We start from the raw sequence: 17720 nt of genomic DNA, 5'->3' as shown, positions 1-17720 counted from the left end.
GATGCGCTGCCCTTATTGCGGACATGAAGACAGCCAGGTGAAGGACAGTCGTCCGACCGAGGACGGCGCGGCGATTCGCCGCCGCCGCCAGTGCGAGGATTGCGGCGCGCGCTTCACCACGTTCGAGCGCATCCAGCTCCGCGAGGTCGCAGTATTGAAAGCCGGCGGCAATCGCGAACCCTTCGACCGCGAGAAGCTGATGCGCAGCGTCCAGATCGCGTGCCGCAAGCGCCCGATCGACGGCGCGCGGATCGAACGGCTCGTCTCGGGTATCCAGCGTCAGCTCGAAACCTCAGGCGACAATGAAGTGCAGGCGGCGCAGATCGGCGCGATGGTGATGGAGGCGCTGAAGGGCTTCGACAATGTCGCCTATATCCGCTTCGCCAGCGTCTATCGCGACTTTACCGAAGCCAAGGATTTCGAGGAATTCGCCTCTTCGATCACCGAGGCGGCGCGGCCCGGCAAATGACCGCGGCCGCCCCGCCCCCCGTTATCGTCCTCGTAAGGCCGCAACTTGCCGAGAATATCGGCAAGGCGGCGCGCGCGATGCTCAACTTCGGACTAACCGACCTTCGCCTTGTCGCGCCACGCGACGGCTGGCCGAACCCCGATGCGGGTCCGGCGGCGTCGGGCGCCGATATCGTGCTCGCGAAGGCCCAAGTCTTCGAGACACTCGCCGACGCGGTCGCCGACTGCCAGACCATCTATGCCACCACGGTGCGCAAGCGCGGCGTGACCAAGCCGGTGCTGACGCCCGAGGAAGCCGCAAGGGATGTGCATGCGACCGCCGGCCGCTCGGCCTATATCTTCGGGCCCGAGCGTTCGGGCCTTGAGACCGACGATGTGGCGCTGGCGCACAACATCGTCACCGTCCCGATCAATCCCGAATTCGGCTCGCTGAACCTCGCGCAGGCGGTCATCCTGCTCGCCTATGAATGGTCGAAGGGTCAGGCACTCGCCAGCCCGCCCGAGGTTCCGCTCGATCCGCCGGCCCCGCACGGCGAGCTTGAACAGCTGATCGAACATCTCAACCGCGACCTCGATACGGCGGGCTATTTCTTTCCGGTCGAGCGGACCGAGGCGACGCTGCGGACGATCCGCACCGCGCTCACCAAGACCGGCTGGTCGAGCAACGACATCCGCATGATGCACGGGATCATCACCATATTGGGGCGCACGCCGCGACCCCGCTAGCGGGGAATTGACAATCCGTTCGCGAAATGCTGCAACGCCGCATCTTAGCTCGGCAGCCCCCTCCCCTCCGGAAGGCGCCGATCTCCAGGAGTTTGATTTCGATGATGAGTTTGCTGCTTTCGCTCGCCCTCGCGGCGACCGGATCCGATACGGCTCAGCCTGCCAAGCCGGCGAAGCCCAAGAAGGTTTGCGAGAAGATCGAGATGTCGGGCAGCAATGTCCCGAAGCGCGTTTGCCGCACGGTCACCGAACAGCCGAAGCCGACGGACGAAGCCGCCCGCTCGGAATCGAAACCCGCCCCGACCGGCGCGACCAACTGACAACACCCTTCCCGGACCGCCGATCCCCGCCGCCCCGCAGCGGACGATCTGCCTCCGGCTTCCCCCAGGAGTGACCATGTTTAGCCTTGTCCTGACGCTCGCGCTCGCCGCAGCCGCGCCCGAGACTGCAACGCCCCCGGCCGCCGACAGCAATACGACCACCGCGGCTCCCGAGAAGGAAAAGCTGATCTGCCGGACGGTCCGTCCCTCGAACAGCCGCCTCGCCAAGCGCGAGTGCCGGACGCAAAAGGAATGGAACGAAGCCTCCGACAAGCTGGACGTGTATCGCGCCAAATAAGGCGCGTGCCCGCCTAGCGCGGATCGGCAAGACCGCGGATATCGTCCCATTGCCCATATTCATGGGCGATCGACTGCTCGACCAGGACGTCCCACACGGCACGCAGGCGCTGCGGGTCCAGACCCGCCGCTTCGGCTTCGCGCGCTACATTGTCGAGCACCTGCGCCTTGCGCGCCTCGTCGCGAACCGCGCCGCGGTCGGCCTTGATGCGCGCTGCGGCATCCATATAGCCAAAGCGGCGGACGAGCAGGGCGACGAGTTCGCGATCGACCTGATCGACCCCTGCACGGACGTCGATCATCGTTTCACAGGCTTCGGGTGATTTGGCGGAAGTCATGCGCGCCGCCTTTAGCGGCTTTTTCGCGGCTGTCGAGCCGCGCTCGGCCCTTGACTCGGCCGACGCACCCGTCTAACCGCGCGCCTTCGCAAATTGACCCCGCACCCCGGTGAAGCGGTGGTCGCGTACGGCCCAGCCCGTACGGTGCGACCCGGGAACCGCCGAAATCCTTCGGCACACAGCAAATTGGAGACGACATATGTCGAAGCGCCAGAGCGCCAAGTACAAACTCGACCGCCGGATGGGCGAAAACATCTGGGGTCGCCCGAAGAGCCCGGTCAACCGCCGCGAATACGGCCCCGGCCAGCACGGTCAGCGCCGCAAGGGCAAGATGTCGGACTTCGGCATCCAGCTCCGCGCGAAGCAGAAGCTGAAGGGCTATTACGGCGACATCACCGAGAAGCAGTTCAAGAAGAACTATTTCGAAGCGTCGCGCATGAAGGGCGACACCGGTCAGAACCTGATCGGCCTGCTCGAGCGTCGTCTCGACGCGGTCGTCTATCGCTCGAAGTTCACCCCGACCATCTTCTCGGCGCGCCAGCTCGTCAGCCACGGCCACGTCTATGTGAACGGCGTGAAGTGCAACGTCGCCAGCCGCCTCGTGAAGCCGGGCGACGAAATCACCCTCGGCAAGAAGGCGCAGGAAATGGCGCTGGTCGCCGAAGCGCAGAGCCTGCCCGAGCGTGACCTGCCCGAATATCTGGCCGTCGACGGCACCAAGACGACCTACGTCCGCGTTCCGACGCTCGACGAAGTGCCGTATCCGGTGAAGATGGAACCGAACCTCGTCGTCGAATTCTATTCGCGCTGATCGGGTTCCACCTGGAATTCAAAAGGGGCGGTCCGGCAACGGGCCGCCCCTTTTCGTTCCAGCTCAGTGCGGCAGGAAAGCGGAGATCTTGCGCAGCATGTCGGTGCGCGCCTCTCCGGTCTCCAGGCTGTGGGCCAGTTCGGGATATTCGACCAGGTCGGCGCGCTTGCCCTTGGCGTCGAGCGCGCGCTTCATCGTCCGCGACTGTTCGACGCGGACATTCTGGTCGAACGTACCGTGGAACATCAGGACGGGCGCGACGATGGCGGCGGCATTCTGTGCCGGCGATCCCTCCTTGATGTGCGGCCCGGTGCCGATGAAGCGCGCGTTGATCTCGCCCGCCCCGTCGTCGGTTTCCTCGCGCTTCAGCTGGTCGAGGTCGGTGACCGGGGCGATGGCAACGATCGCCTTGAACAGGTCGGGCGCCAGCACGCCCGACTGCAGCGCCGCATAGCCGCCGTACGACCAGCCGACGATCGACAGCTTCGCCGGGTCAGCACCCTGCGTCGACGTCAGCCACTTGCCCGCATCGGTGACGTCGCCGATCGCCGTCTTCCACGACTGGAAACCGTTCTTCTGGTACCAGGCGTCGCCATAACCCGACGAGCCGCGGAAGTTGGGCTGCAGCACGGCATAGCCGCTCTGCGCGAAATATTGCGCCATCCAGTCGAAGCCCCATTCGTCGCGCGCCGAGGGCCCGCCGTGCGGCATCACGATCGCCGGCAGGCCCTTTGCGTCGGCCCGTCCGGGCGGCAGCGTCAGATAGCCCGGAATCGTCGTGCCGTCGGCGGCGGGATAGGTGACGGGGCGTACCGGGGAGAGCGTCAGATCGGCCAGCGCATCGCGCTCGCCGAGCAGGGGCCGCAGTTCCTTCGCCGCCGGTGTGAACAGATAATATTGCCCCGGATCGGTATCCGAACTGGTCCGCACCAGATAGCGGCTCTCGTCCGCCGACGCGTCCGCGATCAGTATCTGCTTTCCGCCGAGCGCCTTTGACAGCGATGCGGTCATCTTGGCGACGGCGGGATCGGTCATCACCGAGACGCGCTTGTCGGTCGCATAGGAGACGCCGACGATGCGGCCGTTGCGGCCGATACGGATCACGTCGTCGACATCGACCTCGGGGTGCGCATAGATGGTGGTTACGGTCCCGCTGCCGTCGAGCGGCATCGCCACCACTGCCTTGCGCCCGTCGATCCGGTCGAGACCGAACACGCGGTCGGTCGCCGGGTCGATCGCGATCGGATCGAAACCCTTCTCGCTGGCGATGTCATAGTCGGACAGCGCCTTCCAGTTGCCGCCGCCCTTCGCCCGATAGGAATAGTGGATCGTCGGGCTCATCTGTCCGCTGTTCAGCCACGCGTGCGTCGCCATGACGCGGACCTGCCCGTGTCCGTCGGAAAGATAATAGATGGCATCGCGGTTCGGTGCCTCGACCCGCGAACTGGCGCCGCTGGTGGCATCGACGCGATCGACACCCAGCCCTTCGGCGCGCTGCGCGATAAAGGTGCCGGTGTTGTTCTCGGGCACATAGCTTCGCGTCATCAGCAACGAGCCATTGTCCGACGCCGACCAGTCGATCACGCTCCCGCCCCGGAAATCGGCATAGAGCGACCGTGCGCTGCGCCGGTTGCTCAGCAGCTTCATGTTGCCGCCCGCCGCATCGAGCGCGATGATGTTGGTCGCCCCCAATATTTCGCCCGCCTGCTTGTCGCGGTGATAGGTCTGGCACGCGAGGCGCGCATTCGTCACCCAGCCACACCAGCTCAGAAAGCCGTCGTCGCCGCTGCTCGACAGGATCTGCTTCGGCATCGCGCCTTCGGCCGTATCGACGACGAACAGGCGCCGCGTCAGCTTTTCGCCATTCTCGATATAGGCGATCCGCGTGCCGTCGGGCGACAGGCTGACATCGCGGATCGATTCCAGCGCGCCGAAACGCGCCGCATTGTCGACCGTGCCTTGCGCATGAGCGACAGGAACGGCCGACAAGGCCGTCGCCAGCGCCGCGATCGAAAGCGATCGGCGCACCCCCGTTTTGATAATCATCCTGACTCCCCCATTTCCGTTCCCATCGGCCCGGCCGCTTGATCCGGGCAGCATCCAACTCGTTCTGCCCGGCCGTCAGTGCGGCAGGAACTGGCTGATCCGCCCCAGCATCGCGATGCGCGTCTCGCTGTCCCACAGATTGTGCGCGAGACCCGGATATTCGATCAGCTCGACCTTCTTCCCCGCCGATGTCAGCGCGCCGCGCATGACACGGGCCTGGTCGATATCGACATTCTGGTCGAGCGTGCCGTGGAACATCAGCACCGGCGCCTTGATCGCGCCGGCGTTCTGCGCCGGCGACCCTTCGCGGACATGCGGCCCCGATCCGATGAAGTCGCGGGTGATCGCCCCGCTGATATAGCGGGCGCTCTCGTCCTTCAGCTTGCCGAGGTCGGTGACCGGCGCGATCGCGACGATCGACCGGAAAAGGTCGGGCGCGACGACGCCCGACTGCAGCGCCGCATAACCGCCGTACGACCAGCCGACGATCGACAGTTTCGCCGGATCGGCCCCTTCGGCAAGGATCCACCGCCCCGCATCGGTAACATCGCCGATCGCGGTCTTCCACGACTGGAAGCCGTTGTTCTGGTACCATTGATCGCCATAGCCCGACGATCCGCGATAATTGGGCTGCACGACGGCGAAGCCGGCCTGCGCGAAATATTGCGCCATCCAGTCAAAGCCCCATTCGTCGCGCGCCGACGGCCCGCCGTGCGGCATGACGATCGCCGGCAGGCCCTTCGCATCGCTGCGCCCGGGCGGCAGCGTCAGATAGCCCGGGATCATCGTGCCGTCGGACGCCGGATAGGTGATCGCCTTGACCGGCGAGAGCAACTGGTCCGCCAGCAAGGGGCGATCCTCGAGCAGCGGACGCAGCTGTTTCGCGGCGGGCGTATAGCGATAGTAACGTCCCGGATCGACGTCCGACCCGTTCCATACGAGCCAATGCGCCTCGTCCGCGGATGCGTCGATGAAATAGACCTCGCGCCCGCCCAGTGCACGCGACAGCGATTTCGCCATCGCCCCGACATTCGCATCGGTCGTCACCATCCTGCGGCGGTCGGTCGCATAGGTCGCGCCGACGACGCGCTGGTCGCGGCCGACCTGGACCAGCCCGTCAACGTCGACCTCGGGATGGCGATAAAGGGTTTCCCCCTTGCCGGTCCCGTCCAGATTCACGGCCATGACCGCCTGACGGCCGTCGATCTTGCCGAACCCGATCGCGCGATTGGTTGCGGCGTCGACAGCCCACGGATCGAATCCCTCGCGCGACAGGATGTCGAACGACGACAGCGACTGCCAGTCGCCGCCATTCGCGGGCCTGAACAGATAACGCACCGAACCGCTCAGATTGCCGGTCTGTCCTTCCATGGGCTGAACCCCCATGATGCGGACCTTGCCCTTGCCGTCGGTGATGAACTCTCGCGCGTCACGGCGCGGCTTTTCGACCGTCTTTGCCGATCCTTGCGTGACGTCCACCAGATCGACGCCCATGCCCTCGTCGTCCTTGGTGATCAGCGAGGCCGAATAGCGGTTGGCTTCGGGGACATAGCTGCGCATCACCAGCACGCTGTTGGCCGGCCCGGGCTGCCAGTCGATGATGCTGCCGCCGCGAAAATCGTAACTGAGCGCCTTGTCGCTGCGCCGCGTGCTCAATGTCTTCACATTGCCGCCCGTCGCATCCACCCCCAGCAGGGACGTGAATCCGAAAATGGTGTCGCCCAGCTTTTGCCGGCCGGCGATCTGGCAGACCAGACGCGCGTCGGTCGCCCACCGGCACCACCGCAGCGTTTCGGGGTCGCCGCTCGCGCGGAGGATGCGGCGCGGTGCGGCGCCATCGGCGATCTCGACGACGAACAGGTCGTTCGCCTGCCCCTTGTTCGGCGCGACAAAGGCGATGCGCTGCCCGTCCGGCGACAGGCTGACCTGCGTGATTCCATCGAGCGTCCCGAAACGCCGCGCCACCTCGTCGACTTGCGCCTGCGCTGACGTCGCGACCAGTCCGGCACCCAACAACCACAAAAAGCGACCCCGCATCCCCTATCCCCCTGTTATCCGGTCCCGTTCGTCCATTGCTAAATGGGTGCATCCCCATTTCCAAGGGTGAAGATGCACCGGAGTCGAGCGACGCTTGCACCCTCGGCGGCGGGCTGGCACAAGCCCGGTCGTCGCAAATGTAACTTTCCAAGGAAATTCCATGCTTCGCTTCCCCCGAACCGCCGCGGCTTTCGCGGTCCTCCTCACCGTTGCCGCGTGCAACGGCGCCGACAAGACGGCCGCGTCCGGCGCGACCCCGCTTCCCGACGTCCAGTTCCCCGAACTGTCGCTGAAAACGCTGCAGGACGTGACGAAGGAACTCTCGTCGGACGCCTATGAAGGCCGCGCGCCCGGCACCGCGGGCGAGGAAAAGACCGTCGCCTTTCTGATCAAGCAGTTTGAGGCGGCAGGGCTGAAGCCCGGCAACAACGGCAAGTGGACGCAGGACGTCCCGCTGGTCGAGATCACGCCGAAGAATGCCACGCCGCTGACCTTCACCGGCGGCAAGACGCCCGTGACGCTGCAATATGCGACCGACTATGTCGCGAACAGCTATCGCGTGGTACCCAGGACCGAGATCAAGGACAGCGACGTCGTCTTCGTCGGCTATGGCATCAACGCCCCCGAAAAGGGCTGGAACGACTATGCCGGGCTCGACGTGAAGGGGAAGACCGTGGTCGTCCTCGTCAACGATCCCGACTGGCAGACCAAGGAAAACAAGGGCGAATTCAACGGCCGCGCGATGACCTATTACGGCCGCTGGTCGTACAAATATGAAGAAGCGGCGCGTCAGGGCGCCGCCGCGGTGCTGATCGTCCACGACACCGAACCCGCCGCTTATGGCTGGAACGTCGTCGAAAGCAGCAACACCGGCGCCAACTACCTCGCCGAAAGCAAGGACGGCGGTGCCAAGGAAACCGCGGCGAACGGCTGGATCCAGCTCGGCAAGGCGAAGGAACTCTTCGCCAGCGCCGGACAGGATTTCGACAAGCTGCGCGCCGCGGCGGGCAAGAAGGGCTTCAAGCCCGTCGCGCTGACCGGCGTGAAGGCCTCGCTGAGCTTCGACAACGAGATTTCGAAGAAGATGTCGCACAACGTCATCGGCGTCCTGCCGGGCGCCAAGCGTCCCGACGAATATGTGCTCTACACCGGCCACTGGGATCACCTCGGCCGCTGCACGCCGGTGAACGGCGACGACATCTGCAACGGCGCCGTCGACAATGCGAGCGGCATCGCCGGTCTCGTCACCCTGGCGCAGGCGTATCAGAAGGCCGGAGCCCCCGATCGCAGCGTCGTCTTTCTCGCGGTCACCGCCGAGGAATCGGGTCTGCTCGGTTCGAAATTCTACGCCGAAAACCCGATCTTCCCGCTCGCGCAGACGGTCGGCGGCGTGAACATGGACTCGCTGAACCCGAACGGTCCGGCAAAGGACATCGTTGTCGTCGGCCGCGGCAAGTCGCAGCTTGACGCCTATCTGGAAAAGATCGCCAAGGCAGCGAACGTCACGATCGTCGACGAGCCGACCCCCGAAAAGGGCTTCTATTACCGGTCGGACCATTTCAGCTTCGCGAAGCTGGGCGTCCCCTTCTTCAACTTCGGCGCCGGCGAGGACCTCGTCGACGGCGGCAAGGAAGCCGGCAAGAAGGCGTCCGAGGATTATGAAAAGAACCGCTATCACGCGCCCGGCGACGAATATGACGCGATCAAGAACTGGGACGGCATGCTCGGCGACCTGAAGCTCTTCTATGCCGCCGGTCGCATGCTCGCATCGACCGACGCATGGCCGAACTGGAACGAAGGCGACGAGTTCCGCGCCGCGCGCGACAAGTCGCGCCCGGCAAAGTAAGCGGACCCGGCGCCCATGACGCTCAGAATGCCCGCAGAATGGGCGCCGCACGAAGCGGTGTGGATCGGCTTTCCGCACCTCGATGACGAATGGGCCGGGCAGATCGACGCTGCCCGGGCCGACGTTGCCGCGTTCGCGGGCGCCGTCCATGACGGCGGCCGCGGCGAAGAGGTGCGGCTGGTCGTCAACGACGAACGGCAGGCGGAGATCGCGGCGAAGCTGGTCGATCCCGGCGTCCGCATCCTCGTCCAGCCGCTCGGCGACATCTGGCTGCGCGACACCGGGCCGATCATCGCCGGCACCGCGTCGACCCGCCGCGCACGCAATTTCGAATTCAACTGGTGGGGCGAGAAGTTCGTCATGCCCGGCGATCAGGAAATCGGCGCGGCGCTGGCGGCCGGATCGGGCCTGCCCGTCGACGATCAGGACTGGGTGCTCGAAGGCGGCGCGATCGACGTCGACGGCACCGGGCTCTGCGTCACGACCGAGGAGTGCCTGCTCAATACCAACCGCAATCCGACGCTGACGCGCGAGGACATTGCGGTGCGGCTGCATCAGTCGCTCGGCATCGACCGGCTGCTGTGGCTCGGCGACGGGCTCGTCGGCGATCACACCGACGGCCATGTCGACAATCTCGCACGTTTCGTCGGCGAAGGGCGGCTCGCGCTGCCTTTCGCGGCGGGAGCGGACGACCCCAACGCGCATATCTATGCCGACGCCCGCGCGCGTACCGCGGCGTTCGGCGGGGTCGAGATCGTCGACCTCCCCTCACCCGGGTGCGTGGAAATCGACGGAGAGATCGCAGCCGCGAGCTATATGAATTTCTATATCGGCAACACGACCGTCGTCGTCCCGACCTATGGCGTCGCGAACGATCAGGCCGCCGTCGACACCCTCGCCTCACTCTTCCCCGGTCGCCGTGCGGTCGGCGTGCCCGCGCGCGGGATTCTCGCCGGCGGCGGCAGCTTCCATTGCTCGAGCCAGCAGATGCCGAAATGATGCGAAAGTTGAACCCCGCCGCCTGCATCGTCGCTGGCGTCGCCTTCTCGCTGATGCCGACATTTGCAATGGCCCAGAGATGGGAAACCAACGATGATTATCCTGACGCCGCCCGAAGAGTCGGAGCGCAGGGTGACGCCGAGTTCAGCGTTTTGGTGGGGACCGACGGCAAACCGAAGGAATGCCATGTCACCAAATCAGCGGGGCATCCGGCCCTTGATACGGCGACCTGCGACCTCATTATGAGGCGGGCTCGGTTCAATCCTGCAAAGGATGAATCCGGCAAGCCCAAGGAGTTCTACTACGCGAATCGCGTTCGTTGGCGTATGCCTGACTGAACCTGTTTGAGACCCACTGATATGACCCGCACCATCACCGTCGCCGCGCTGCAGCTTCGCCTGCCCGGTCCCGCTCAGCCCAATATCGAGGCCGTCTCCGCGCTCGTCGAGGAGGCCGCGGCGAAGGGTGCGCAAGTGATCCTGCCGCCCGAACTCTTCGAAGGCCCCTATTTCTGCCAAGTCGAGGATGAGGCGCTGTTCGCCTCCGCGCGCCCGACCGCCGAGCACCCCAGCGTCATCGCAATGCAGGCGCTTGCGGCCAAGCTGAAGGTCGCGATCCCGACGAGCTTTTTCGAGAAGGACGGGCCGCACTATTACAACACGCTGGCGATGATCGGTCCCGACGGGACGATCATGGGCACCTATCGCAAGAGCCACATCCCCGACGGCCCGGGCTATGAAGAGAAATATTATTTCCGCCCCGGCAACACCGGCTTCAAGGTCTGGGATATGTTCGGGACGCGGATCGGCGTCGGCGTCTGCTGGGACCAATGGTATCCCGAATGCGCGCGCGCAATGGCGCTGATGGGGGCCGAATTGCTCTTCTACCCGACCGCGATCGGCTCGGAGCCCTATGATGCGGATCTCGACACCAGCCGCATGTGGCGCCGCGCGATGCATGGTCACGCCGTGTCGAACTGCATGCCGGTGATCGCCGCGAACCGGATCGGGACCGAGGGCGACGCGAATTTCTATGGCCACAGCTTCATCACCGACGAGTGGGGCGACATGACGCAGGCTTTCGGCGCGACCGAAACCGGCGTGCTCGTCGAGACGATCGATCTCGACCGCGCCGCGAAACACCGCGCGGGCATGGGCTTCTTCCGCGACCGGCGGCCGCAGCTTTACGGGCGGCTCGTCGAGGACATCTGACGGCGCGTCAGGCGCCCGCAGCCTCGACGATCAACCGCGCGATCGCGTCGGGATGCGAAATCATCGACAAATGGCTCGCCTCGATCTCGATCGTCTTCGCTCCCATCCGCTTCGCCATGAAGCGCTCGAGATCGGGGTTGATCGTGCGGTCCTCACTCGACACCGCGTAGAAGCCGGGTTTCGACCGCCACGCCGCCTGCGTAACCTGCCCGCTCAACAACGCCCGCTGAAACGGCTGCTGCACGGCGTAAAGAAGCTGTGCCTTCGCCTCGGGCAGATCCCCCGCAAAGTCGCGCAGGAAGGCCGCTTCGGAAAGCCGCCCCTCGTCGCCGTCGTAGACTATCCCCGCTGTCGCCGGTGGCGTCGGATAGGTCGCTGCAAGCGCGGCATAATTCTCGTTCGCATCGGGTGCGCGCGCCGCAACATAGACGAGCGCCGAAACGCGGGGATGCACACCGGCCTGGGTCACGAGCATCCCGCCGAAGCTGTGTCCGACGAGGACCGTCGGCCCGTCCTGCCGGTCGAGCACGCGCACGGCGGCGGCGACGGACTCGTCGAGAGTCGTGAGCGGGTTCTGGACCGAAGTCGTATTGAAGCCCTGTGCCTGAAGCCGGCCGATCACTTCGCTCCAGCACGAGCCGTCGGCGAAAAGCCCGTGAACGAAGACGATGTTGCGTGCCCTGACCGCCGGCGGCGGGGCCGCGCGCGCCGCGCCGGCGAGAAGCGAAGCCGCAGCCCCCGCGGCGAGGGCAGCGGAAAAATCGCGGCGGTTCATCATGATCTCTCTCCCGGGCTGATGATGTCGGGAAAATAGGCCGCCCGGCGGGCGGTGCGAACCCACACCTTGGTTTGATTTGCTTTGGCGGCGAACGCGGGCAATAGCGGAGACATCAGCACCGCGGGGGAAGCGACATGGACATTCCGGACGACATCTTCACCGAGCCCGAGGACGTCGATCCCGAAACGCTCGCCAATCTCGGCCCGCTGCGCCGGCTCGCCGGAATCTGGGAGGGCGAGCGCGGGGTCGATATCAATCCCAAGGCCGACGGCCCCGAAACGCGCAAATATTACGAGCGCATCGAGATGCAGCCGATCGACCCGCAGGCAAACGGGCCGCAGCTTTTCTACGGCCTGCGCTATCACGTCCACATCAACACGCGCGAGGAAGACATCACCTTCCACGACCAGGTCGGTTACTGGCTCTATGAAGTCTCCACGGGTCTGATCCTGCAGACGCTCGCCATCCCGCGCGGCCAGATCGCCATCGCGGCGGGGCACGCCGAGCCCGATGCAAGGCGGCTGGTGGTAAAGGCCGAGCGCGGGCAGACCGAATATGGCATCTGCTCGACGACCTTCCTCGATCTCGCCTTTCGCACCGACAGCTACGAGCTGACGGTCGATTTCCACGACGACGGGTCGTGGAGCTATGTTTCGGATACGACCCTGATGGTGAAGGGCCGCGACGAGCCCTTCCTGCACCGCGACCGCAACAGGCTGGTGAAGATCGCCGAGCCCGACCTCAACCCGTGGGCGAAGATCGTCAAGGGCGCCGCCTGATCAGTTCTGGAAGCGGCGGATGCTCTCGAGGTCGGCGCGGTCGAGCGGCTGCGTCAGCCACAGCCCGCCGCGTCCCGCCTTCGACCAACGTACGATCGCCTTGCGGCGGATGCCGCTTGCAAGGATCAGGTCGACCTCCTTGCCGACTTCGAGATGCTCGGCATGGACGTAGCCGGCGCCGCTTTGCGACAGGTCGACGAGCTCGATCTTGCTCGTACCCTCTTCGGTCACGACCTGCGCCTCGGTATGCACGGGCAATCGCGGCTGGCGATAGCCGCTCGCGCGTTGTTCTGCGGCCAGCTGCTTCAGAACACCCGCAACGTCGACTTCCCGATCGAAAGCGACGCCGCAGCGACCACCCTCGGTCCAGACGACCTTTCCGCTGACCGAAACGGCATCCGAAAGCGCGATCTCCAACGCCTCGCCGATCGCGATCGGCACGTCGGCCGCCAGCATCATCCCGCGATCCGACATGTTGCGCACCCGCCACAAGCCGACGTCGCCGTCGCGCTTCACCTTTGCGATGCGCCATACGGTCCGATAGCGATCCGCGCCGCGGCGATCGCCGTCGGAACCCGCAACCGGCTCTGATACTGCACTGGATGCAAGTGGTTTCTTCATGCCATCCTCGCTCGGAATAGCGCCCGGGGTGCGTGAATAAGTCATCGCATATACTTCAAAACACGCGAATACTGCCAGTGGTTCATATATAAATTTCGCTTATTACTCAATACTGTTGCCGCTCTTGGTTAACACTTCTTCAACGCATTAACCCCGTCGCCGTAACCTGCATGCCTGTCGAATATGAATAAAATTCTCATTTTGCGTAATTTAACGGTGCCAAAACGGCAGGATTAAGTGCCGGCATGGTAAAGTGCCATAGTTGCGCGGTGCCCGGCCTGATGGACCAAAGCCCGCCCCTTGCGGCCCCGCCACGCATCTCCCATATCCGCGCCATGACCGACCCTCATGCGCATAGTGCCGCGCCCTGGCACGGAACCACCATCCTTTCCGCCCGCAGTGTCGACAAGGTCGTCGTGATCGGCGACGGCCAGGTCTCGATGGGCCAGACAGTAATGAAGCCCAACGCCAAGAAAGTCCGCCGCCTCCACGACGGCAGCGTCATCGGCGGGTTCGCCGGCGCGACCGCCGACGCCTTCACCCTCTTCGAACGCCTCGAAGCCAAGCTGGAGCGCCACAACGGCCAGCTGCTGCGCGCCGCAGTGGAGCTCGCCAAGGACTGGCGGACGGACAAATATCTCCGCAATCTGGAGGCGATGATGATCGTTGCCGACAAGGAGGTGACACTCGTGATCACCGGCAACGGGGATGTGCTCGAACCCAAGGGCGGCATCGCCGCGATCGGCTCGGGCGGCAACTTCGCCCTTTCGGCCGCGCGCGCGCTCGCCGACTATGAAAAGGATCCCGAGGTGCTGGCGCGCAAGGCGATGGAGGTCGCGGCCGACATCTGCGTCTATACGAACGACCAGTTCACGTCGGAGACCATCGACATCAAGGGCTAGACCATTATGGTTGCGGGGTGATTCAAACACTTCCCCGCCGCCATTTCGTTGCCGCTTCGGCGGCGCTGGCCCTGCCCGGCTGCGTCACCACGGCGGTGCGCACGCCCGCCGGCTGCCTCGCGCCGGTGAAGGTTTCGCCCGACCGCGTCATCCGCACGATCGCAGGTCTCCGCCCCTTCCGTCCCGGCGGCTTCGTCGTCCGCGCCGAAGCGCTCGGCACCAGGCGCCTCGTCCATAATTACGGCCACGGCGGATCGGGCGTCACGATGAGCTGGGGCACCTCGAAGCTGGCGGTCGACGTCGGCATCGCGGGCCATAGCGGCCCCGTCGCGGTAATCGGCGCCGGCATCGTCGGCCTTTCGACCGCGCGGCTCGTCCAGGAAGCCGGCTTTCCCGTCACCGTCTATGCCAAGGCCCTGCCGCCGGGCACCACGTCGAATATCGCGGGCGGCCAATTCCACCCTTTCCGCCTGTTCGACAAGGATGCAGTAACCCCCGAATGGCACCGGCAATATGCGGCGGCGCTCGATTATAGCTGGCGGCGCTTCCAGATCATGGTCGGCGAGGATTATGGCGTCCGCTGGCTCACCACCTATGCCGAGGGGACGCCGGACGAACCCGTCATCGGCACCTTCCCGCCCGCGGCGCGCGCGCTTCGCCCCGACGAGCATCCCTTTCCGGTCGACAGGCTCTGGCGCTACGACACGCTGTATGTCGAGACCGGACGCTACCTCCGCCAGATGATGCGCGACATCGAGGCGGCGGGCGGAAAAATCACGGTGCGCAGCTTCGCCGCCCCTGCCGAGATCGGGACGCTCCCCGAAACGCTGGTGTTCAATTGCACCGGCCTCGGCGCGCGCGAGCTGTTCGGCGACAACACGATGGTCCCGATCCGCGGCCAGCTCGCCATCCTGCTGCCGCAGCCCGAGGTGAATTACGCCTTCACCGGCAACGCCGGCTATATGTTCCCGCGCCCCGACGGCATCGTCATCGGGGGCACCGCCGAACGCAACCAGTGGGTGGCCGAACCCGACCCGGACCGCATCGCGCAGATCATCGAGTCCAACCGCACCGTCTATGCGGGTTTCCGTTGCCCGGCTTGACTTGCCCTGCGGCGCTCCCATCTAGTCGGCCAATGACAGTCTCTCTGCCGGAACTCTCCACCACATGAACAAAGACCTCACCCCGAAGGCGATCGTCGCCGCCCTCGACACGCATATCATCGGCCAGAATGCCGCGAAGCGGGCGGTCGCCGTCGCGCTCCGCAACCGCTGGCGCCGCCAGCAGCTCGCGCCCGACCTGCGCGATGAGGTCAGCCCCAAGAATATCCTGATGATCGGCCCCACCGGCTGCGGCAAGACCGAGATTTCGCGCCGCCTCGCCAAGCTCGCCGACGCCCCCTTCATCAAGGTCGAGGCGACGAAGTTCACCGAAGTCGGCTATGTCGGCCGCGACGTCGAACAGATCGCCCGCGACCTCGTCGAGGAAGCGGTGCGGCTTGAAAAGGAACGCCGCCGCGAGGCGGTGCGCGGCGCCGCCGAAGAGGCCGCGATGGAACGGCTGCTCGACGCGCTCACCGGTAAGGGCGCGAGCGAGGCGACCCGCGAAAGCTTCCGCCAGCGCTTCCGCGACGGCCATCTCGTCGACAGCGATGTCGAGATCGAGGTCAGCGACGCACCCTCGATGCCGTTCGAACTCCCCGGCCAGCCGGGTCAGGTCGGCATGATCAACCTGTCCGACATGCTCGGCAAGGCGCTCGGAAACGCACCGAAGAAGCGCCGCCGCATGAAGGCGATGGAGGCGTGGAAGCGCCTGCTCGAGGAGGAACAGGACAAGCGGCTCGACCAGGATGATGTCGCCCGCGTCGCGCTCGCCGATGCCGAGGCGAACGGCATCGTCTTCCTCGACGAGATCGACAAGATCGCGGTCAGCGACGTGCGCGGCGGCTCGGTAAGCCGCGAGGGCGTCCAGCGGGACCTGCTGCCGCTGATCGAGGGCACGACCGTCGCGACCAAATATGGACCGATGAAGACCGACCATATCCTCTTCATCGCCTCGGGCGCCTTTCACGTCGCAAAGCCCAGCGACCTGCTCCCCGAACTGCAGGGCCGCCTGCCGATCCGCGTCGAACTCGGCGCGCTGACCGAGGAGGATTTCGTCCGCATCCTCAGCGAGACGAAGGCGGGTCTTCCCGAACAATATGCCGCGCTGCTCGGCACCGAGGGCGTGACATTGAACTTCACCCCCGACGCGATCGCGCGCGTCGCGAAACTCGCGGCGGAAGTGAACGAGAAGGTCGAGAATATCGGCGCGCGCCGCCTCCAGACGATCATGGAGCGGCTGGTCGAGGAGATCAGCTTCACCGCAGAGGATGCGCCCGGAACGACGCTCGCCATCGACGCAGCCTATGTCGACAGACAGCTCGCCGACGTCGTGGGCGACACCGACCTCAGCAAATATGTGCTGTAGATCGTAAAGGCTGCCTTCGACCGATTGCTGACGATAGAGATGTGCACCCCGGCGAAAGCCGGGGCCCATGATTTCACCAGCGGACTGGGCCCCGGCTTTCGCCGGGGTTCACATGGAAAGCGTCCGCTCCCCAACCCGAAATCACCGCTCGGCGTTGGCCGGGGGCAATGTCAGAAAACGACCGATTGCGGACTTCTCTCGACAGCCTTTGCGGTCAACATTTCCATATTTTTGCCATCGCCGCAAAAAATGCCTTTTCGCCATCCTCGGGTAATGAGGTGGCGTAGCGATCATAGTATTCTACAAACGCCAGCGCCATCGTCTTCGTCCGATCTGTGCCTGCCTCCTTGCGAGGCATGCAGAATGGAGGGACATTGGCGTCCATTTCCGCCGATCGATTTGCACGCCAATAGTCAGCCTTTGAAGCGACCAAGCCGCAAAACAACGGATGGGAGGTACCGCCACTACCAAGCTTTGCGTTGTTACCGTAGGCAAGGCAAGATGCGCGCATATCGGACGCAGACAGCGAAGACGACACGTTAGGCTTGGCTTCGACATTCGCGGTCCAAAAGGCAGCGACCGTGAAAATCATCAATACTCTCATCTCGTCCTCCATTCGTCGCGCGGCCGACAAGATCAGCGCGTCAAAGCCTGATTCGCCTTTTTACAGTGCGAAACTCGCAGAAGTCGCTGCGACTAGGCGAACAAGCATGCCACGTCAGTCGTCGGCGGTGCACCACTGCGGCTCCCGCTCGATAGCCCAATGATACTCATGATCATCAACTTCGATTAGGCCGGACGGATCACGGTTTGCGCGCATTTATGAAAGCTAGCATGGCGGCGCCCTCTTTCCAGCCCATTTGCGCCGTTGGCGGCTGATCTGGATGCGATGGCAGCAAACGACCGATTGCGGACGTTATTCTCCCCTCCCGCTTGCGGGAGGGGTCGGGGGTGGGCAGCGACGTTGCGATCAACCCACCCCGCTGCGGCTAGCCAGCAAGCTGGCAAGCCTCACTGCCCCTCCCGCAAGCGGGAGGGGACACCAGCTCGCTCCTGCAACGTCCGCTCCCCA

The 17720-nt window shown here is 64.9% G+C and carries 19 protein-coding genes; 13 read left to right on the top strand and 6 right to left on the bottom strand.

Going from position 1 to position 17720, the window contains the following annotated elements; translation table 11 throughout:
* Window position 1 precedes the first annotated feature (1 nt).
* The 4 genes from nrdR (at window position 2) to L7H23_RS18250 (ending at window position 1812) form a co-directional block, all read left to right on the top strand.
* Window positions 2-469: a transcriptional regulator NrdR gene (gene nrdR, locus L7H23_RS18265; protein ID WP_237837287.1), complete on the top strand. Its 468-nt coding sequence runs from the start codon at window positions 2-4 to the stop codon at window positions 467-469.
* Entirely contained in the window at window positions 466-1194 is a 729-nt protein-coding gene (locus L7H23_RS18260) for an RNA methyltransferase (RefSeq protein ID WP_237837286.1), read from the top strand. The genes nrdR and L7H23_RS18260 overlap by 4 nt, the downstream gene beginning before the upstream one ends.
* Before the next feature lie 101 nt (window positions 1195-1295).
* A complete protein-coding gene (locus L7H23_RS18255) occupies window positions 1296-1514 on the top strand; it encodes a hypothetical protein (RefSeq protein ID WP_237837285.1) in 219 nt (72 codons plus the stop codon).
* A 76-nt stretch (window positions 1515-1590) separates the two neighbouring features.
* A complete protein-coding gene (locus L7H23_RS18250) occupies window positions 1591-1812 on the top strand; it encodes a hypothetical protein (RefSeq protein ID WP_237837284.1) in 222 nt (73 codons plus the stop codon).
* A 13-nt stretch (window positions 1813-1825) separates the two neighbouring features.
* Here the strand turns inward: L7H23_RS18250 and L7H23_RS18245 are convergent, their stop codons facing one another.
* Window positions 1826-2149, bottom strand: coding sequence for a chorismate mutase (locus L7H23_RS18245; protein WP_237837283.1), 324 nt, complete (start codon window positions 2147-2149; stop codon window positions 1826-1828).
* Between the two features lie 199 nt (window positions 2150-2348).
* On the opposite strand from L7H23_RS18245, the gene rpsD reads away from it, so the two are divergent.
* On the top strand, window positions 2349-2960 hold the full coding sequence (gene rpsD, locus L7H23_RS18240) for a 30S ribosomal protein S4 (RefSeq protein ID WP_058803739.1): 612 nt from the start codon (window positions 2349-2351) through the stop codon (window positions 2958-2960).
* Between the two features lie 63 nt (window positions 2961-3023).
* Here the strand turns inward: rpsD and L7H23_RS18235 are convergent, their stop codons facing one another.
* Both L7H23_RS18235 and L7H23_RS18230 read right to left on the bottom strand, forming a co-directional pair.
* On the bottom strand, window positions 3024-5006 hold the full coding sequence (locus tag L7H23_RS18235; protein ID WP_237837282.1) for a S9 family peptidase: 1983 nt from the start codon (window positions 5004-5006) through the stop codon (window positions 3024-3026).
* A 75-nt stretch (window positions 5007-5081) separates the two neighbouring features.
* On the bottom strand, window positions 5082-7043 hold the full coding sequence (locus L7H23_RS18230; RefSeq protein WP_237837281.1) for an alpha/beta fold hydrolase: 1962 nt from the start codon (window positions 7041-7043) through the stop codon (window positions 5082-5084).
* A 160-nt stretch (window positions 7044-7203) separates the two neighbouring features.
* Here L7H23_RS18230 and L7H23_RS18225 point away from each other — a divergent pair, with 160 nt between their 5' ends.
* The 4 genes from L7H23_RS18225 to aguB are packed head-to-tail and all read left to right on the top strand — an operon-like array spanning window position 7204 to window position 11099.
* A complete protein-coding gene (locus L7H23_RS18225) occupies window positions 7204-8889 on the top strand; it encodes a M28 family metallopeptidase (protein WP_237837280.1) in 1686 nt (561 codons plus the stop codon).
* Between the two features lie 15 nt (window positions 8890-8904).
* The gene (locus tag L7H23_RS18220; RefSeq protein WP_237837279.1) at window positions 8905-9888 is read left to right on the top strand and encodes an agmatine deiminase family protein; all 984 of its coding nucleotides are present in this window, start codon (window positions 8905-8907) and stop codon (window positions 9886-9888) included.
* An 8-nt stretch (window positions 9889-9896) separates the two neighbouring features.
* Window positions 9897-10226, top strand: a complete 330-nt coding sequence (locus L7H23_RS18215) for an energy transducer TonB (protein ID WP_237837278.1) — start codon at window positions 9897-9899, stop codon at window positions 10224-10226.
* A gap of 21 nt (window positions 10227-10247) precedes the next feature.
* Window positions 10248-11099 carry an N-carbamoylputrescine amidase gene (gene aguB / locus L7H23_RS18210; RefSeq protein ID WP_237837277.1) on the top strand — a complete coding sequence of 284 codons (852 nt, stop codon included), beginning with the start codon at window positions 10248-10250 and terminating at the stop codon, window positions 11097-11099.
* Between the two features lie 7 nt (window positions 11100-11106).
* Here the strand turns inward: aguB and L7H23_RS18205 are convergent, their stop codons facing one another.
* A complete protein-coding gene (locus tag L7H23_RS18205) occupies window positions 11107-11877 on the bottom strand; it encodes an alpha/beta hydrolase (RefSeq protein ID WP_237837276.1) in 771 nt (256 codons plus the stop codon).
* 134 nt (window positions 11878-12011) lie between these two features.
* Here L7H23_RS18205 and L7H23_RS18200 point away from each other — a divergent pair, with 134 nt between their 5' ends.
* Window positions 12012-12656, top strand: coding sequence for a heme-binding beta-barrel domain-containing protein (locus L7H23_RS18200; RefSeq protein WP_237837275.1), 645 nt, complete (start codon window positions 12012-12014; stop codon window positions 12654-12656).
* On the opposite strand, the gene L7H23_RS18195 is transcribed toward L7H23_RS18200, so the two are convergent.
* Window positions 12657-13277 carry a PilZ domain-containing protein gene (locus L7H23_RS18195; RefSeq protein WP_237837274.1) on the bottom strand — a complete coding sequence of 207 codons (621 nt, stop codon included), beginning with the start codon at window positions 13275-13277 and terminating at the stop codon, window positions 12657-12659.
* Between the two features lie 335 nt (window positions 13278-13612).
* Here L7H23_RS18195 and hslV point away from each other — a divergent pair, with 335 nt between their 5' ends.
* The 3 genes from hslV (at window position 13613) to hslU (ending at window position 16648) form a co-directional block, all read left to right on the top strand.
* Complete coding sequence (hslV, locus tag L7H23_RS18190; protein WP_237837273.1) at window positions 13613-14179, top strand: ATP-dependent protease subunit HslV; 567 nt, start codon at window positions 13613-13615, stop codon at window positions 14177-14179.
* Between the two features lie 17 nt (window positions 14180-14196).
* Window positions 14197-15282, top strand: coding sequence for an FAD-dependent oxidoreductase (locus L7H23_RS18185; RefSeq protein ID WP_237837272.1), 1086 nt, complete (start codon window positions 14197-14199; stop codon window positions 15280-15282).
* Between the two features lie 64 nt (window positions 15283-15346).
* A complete protein-coding gene (gene hslU, locus L7H23_RS18180) occupies window positions 15347-16648 on the top strand; it encodes an ATP-dependent protease ATPase subunit HslU (RefSeq protein WP_237837271.1) in 1302 nt (433 codons plus the stop codon).
* 214 nt (window positions 16649-16862) lie between these two features.
* Here the strand turns inward: hslU and L7H23_RS18175 are convergent, their stop codons facing one another.
* The gene (locus tag L7H23_RS18175; protein ID WP_237837270.1) at window positions 16863-17252 is read right to left on the bottom strand and encodes a hypothetical protein; all 390 of its coding nucleotides are present in this window, start codon (window positions 17250-17252) and stop codon (window positions 16863-16865) included.
* Between the last annotated feature and the right edge of the window lie 468 nt (window positions 17253-17720).

This window comes from Sphingopyxis sp. BSN-002 (assembly GCF_022024275.1).
Taxonomy (GTDB): Bacteria; Pseudomonadota; Alphaproteobacteria; order Sphingomonadales; family Sphingomonadaceae; genus Sphingopyxis.
The sequence above is the reverse complement of the archived record's forward strand: the minus strand, read 5'-3'. Positions and strand labels throughout refer to the sequence as shown.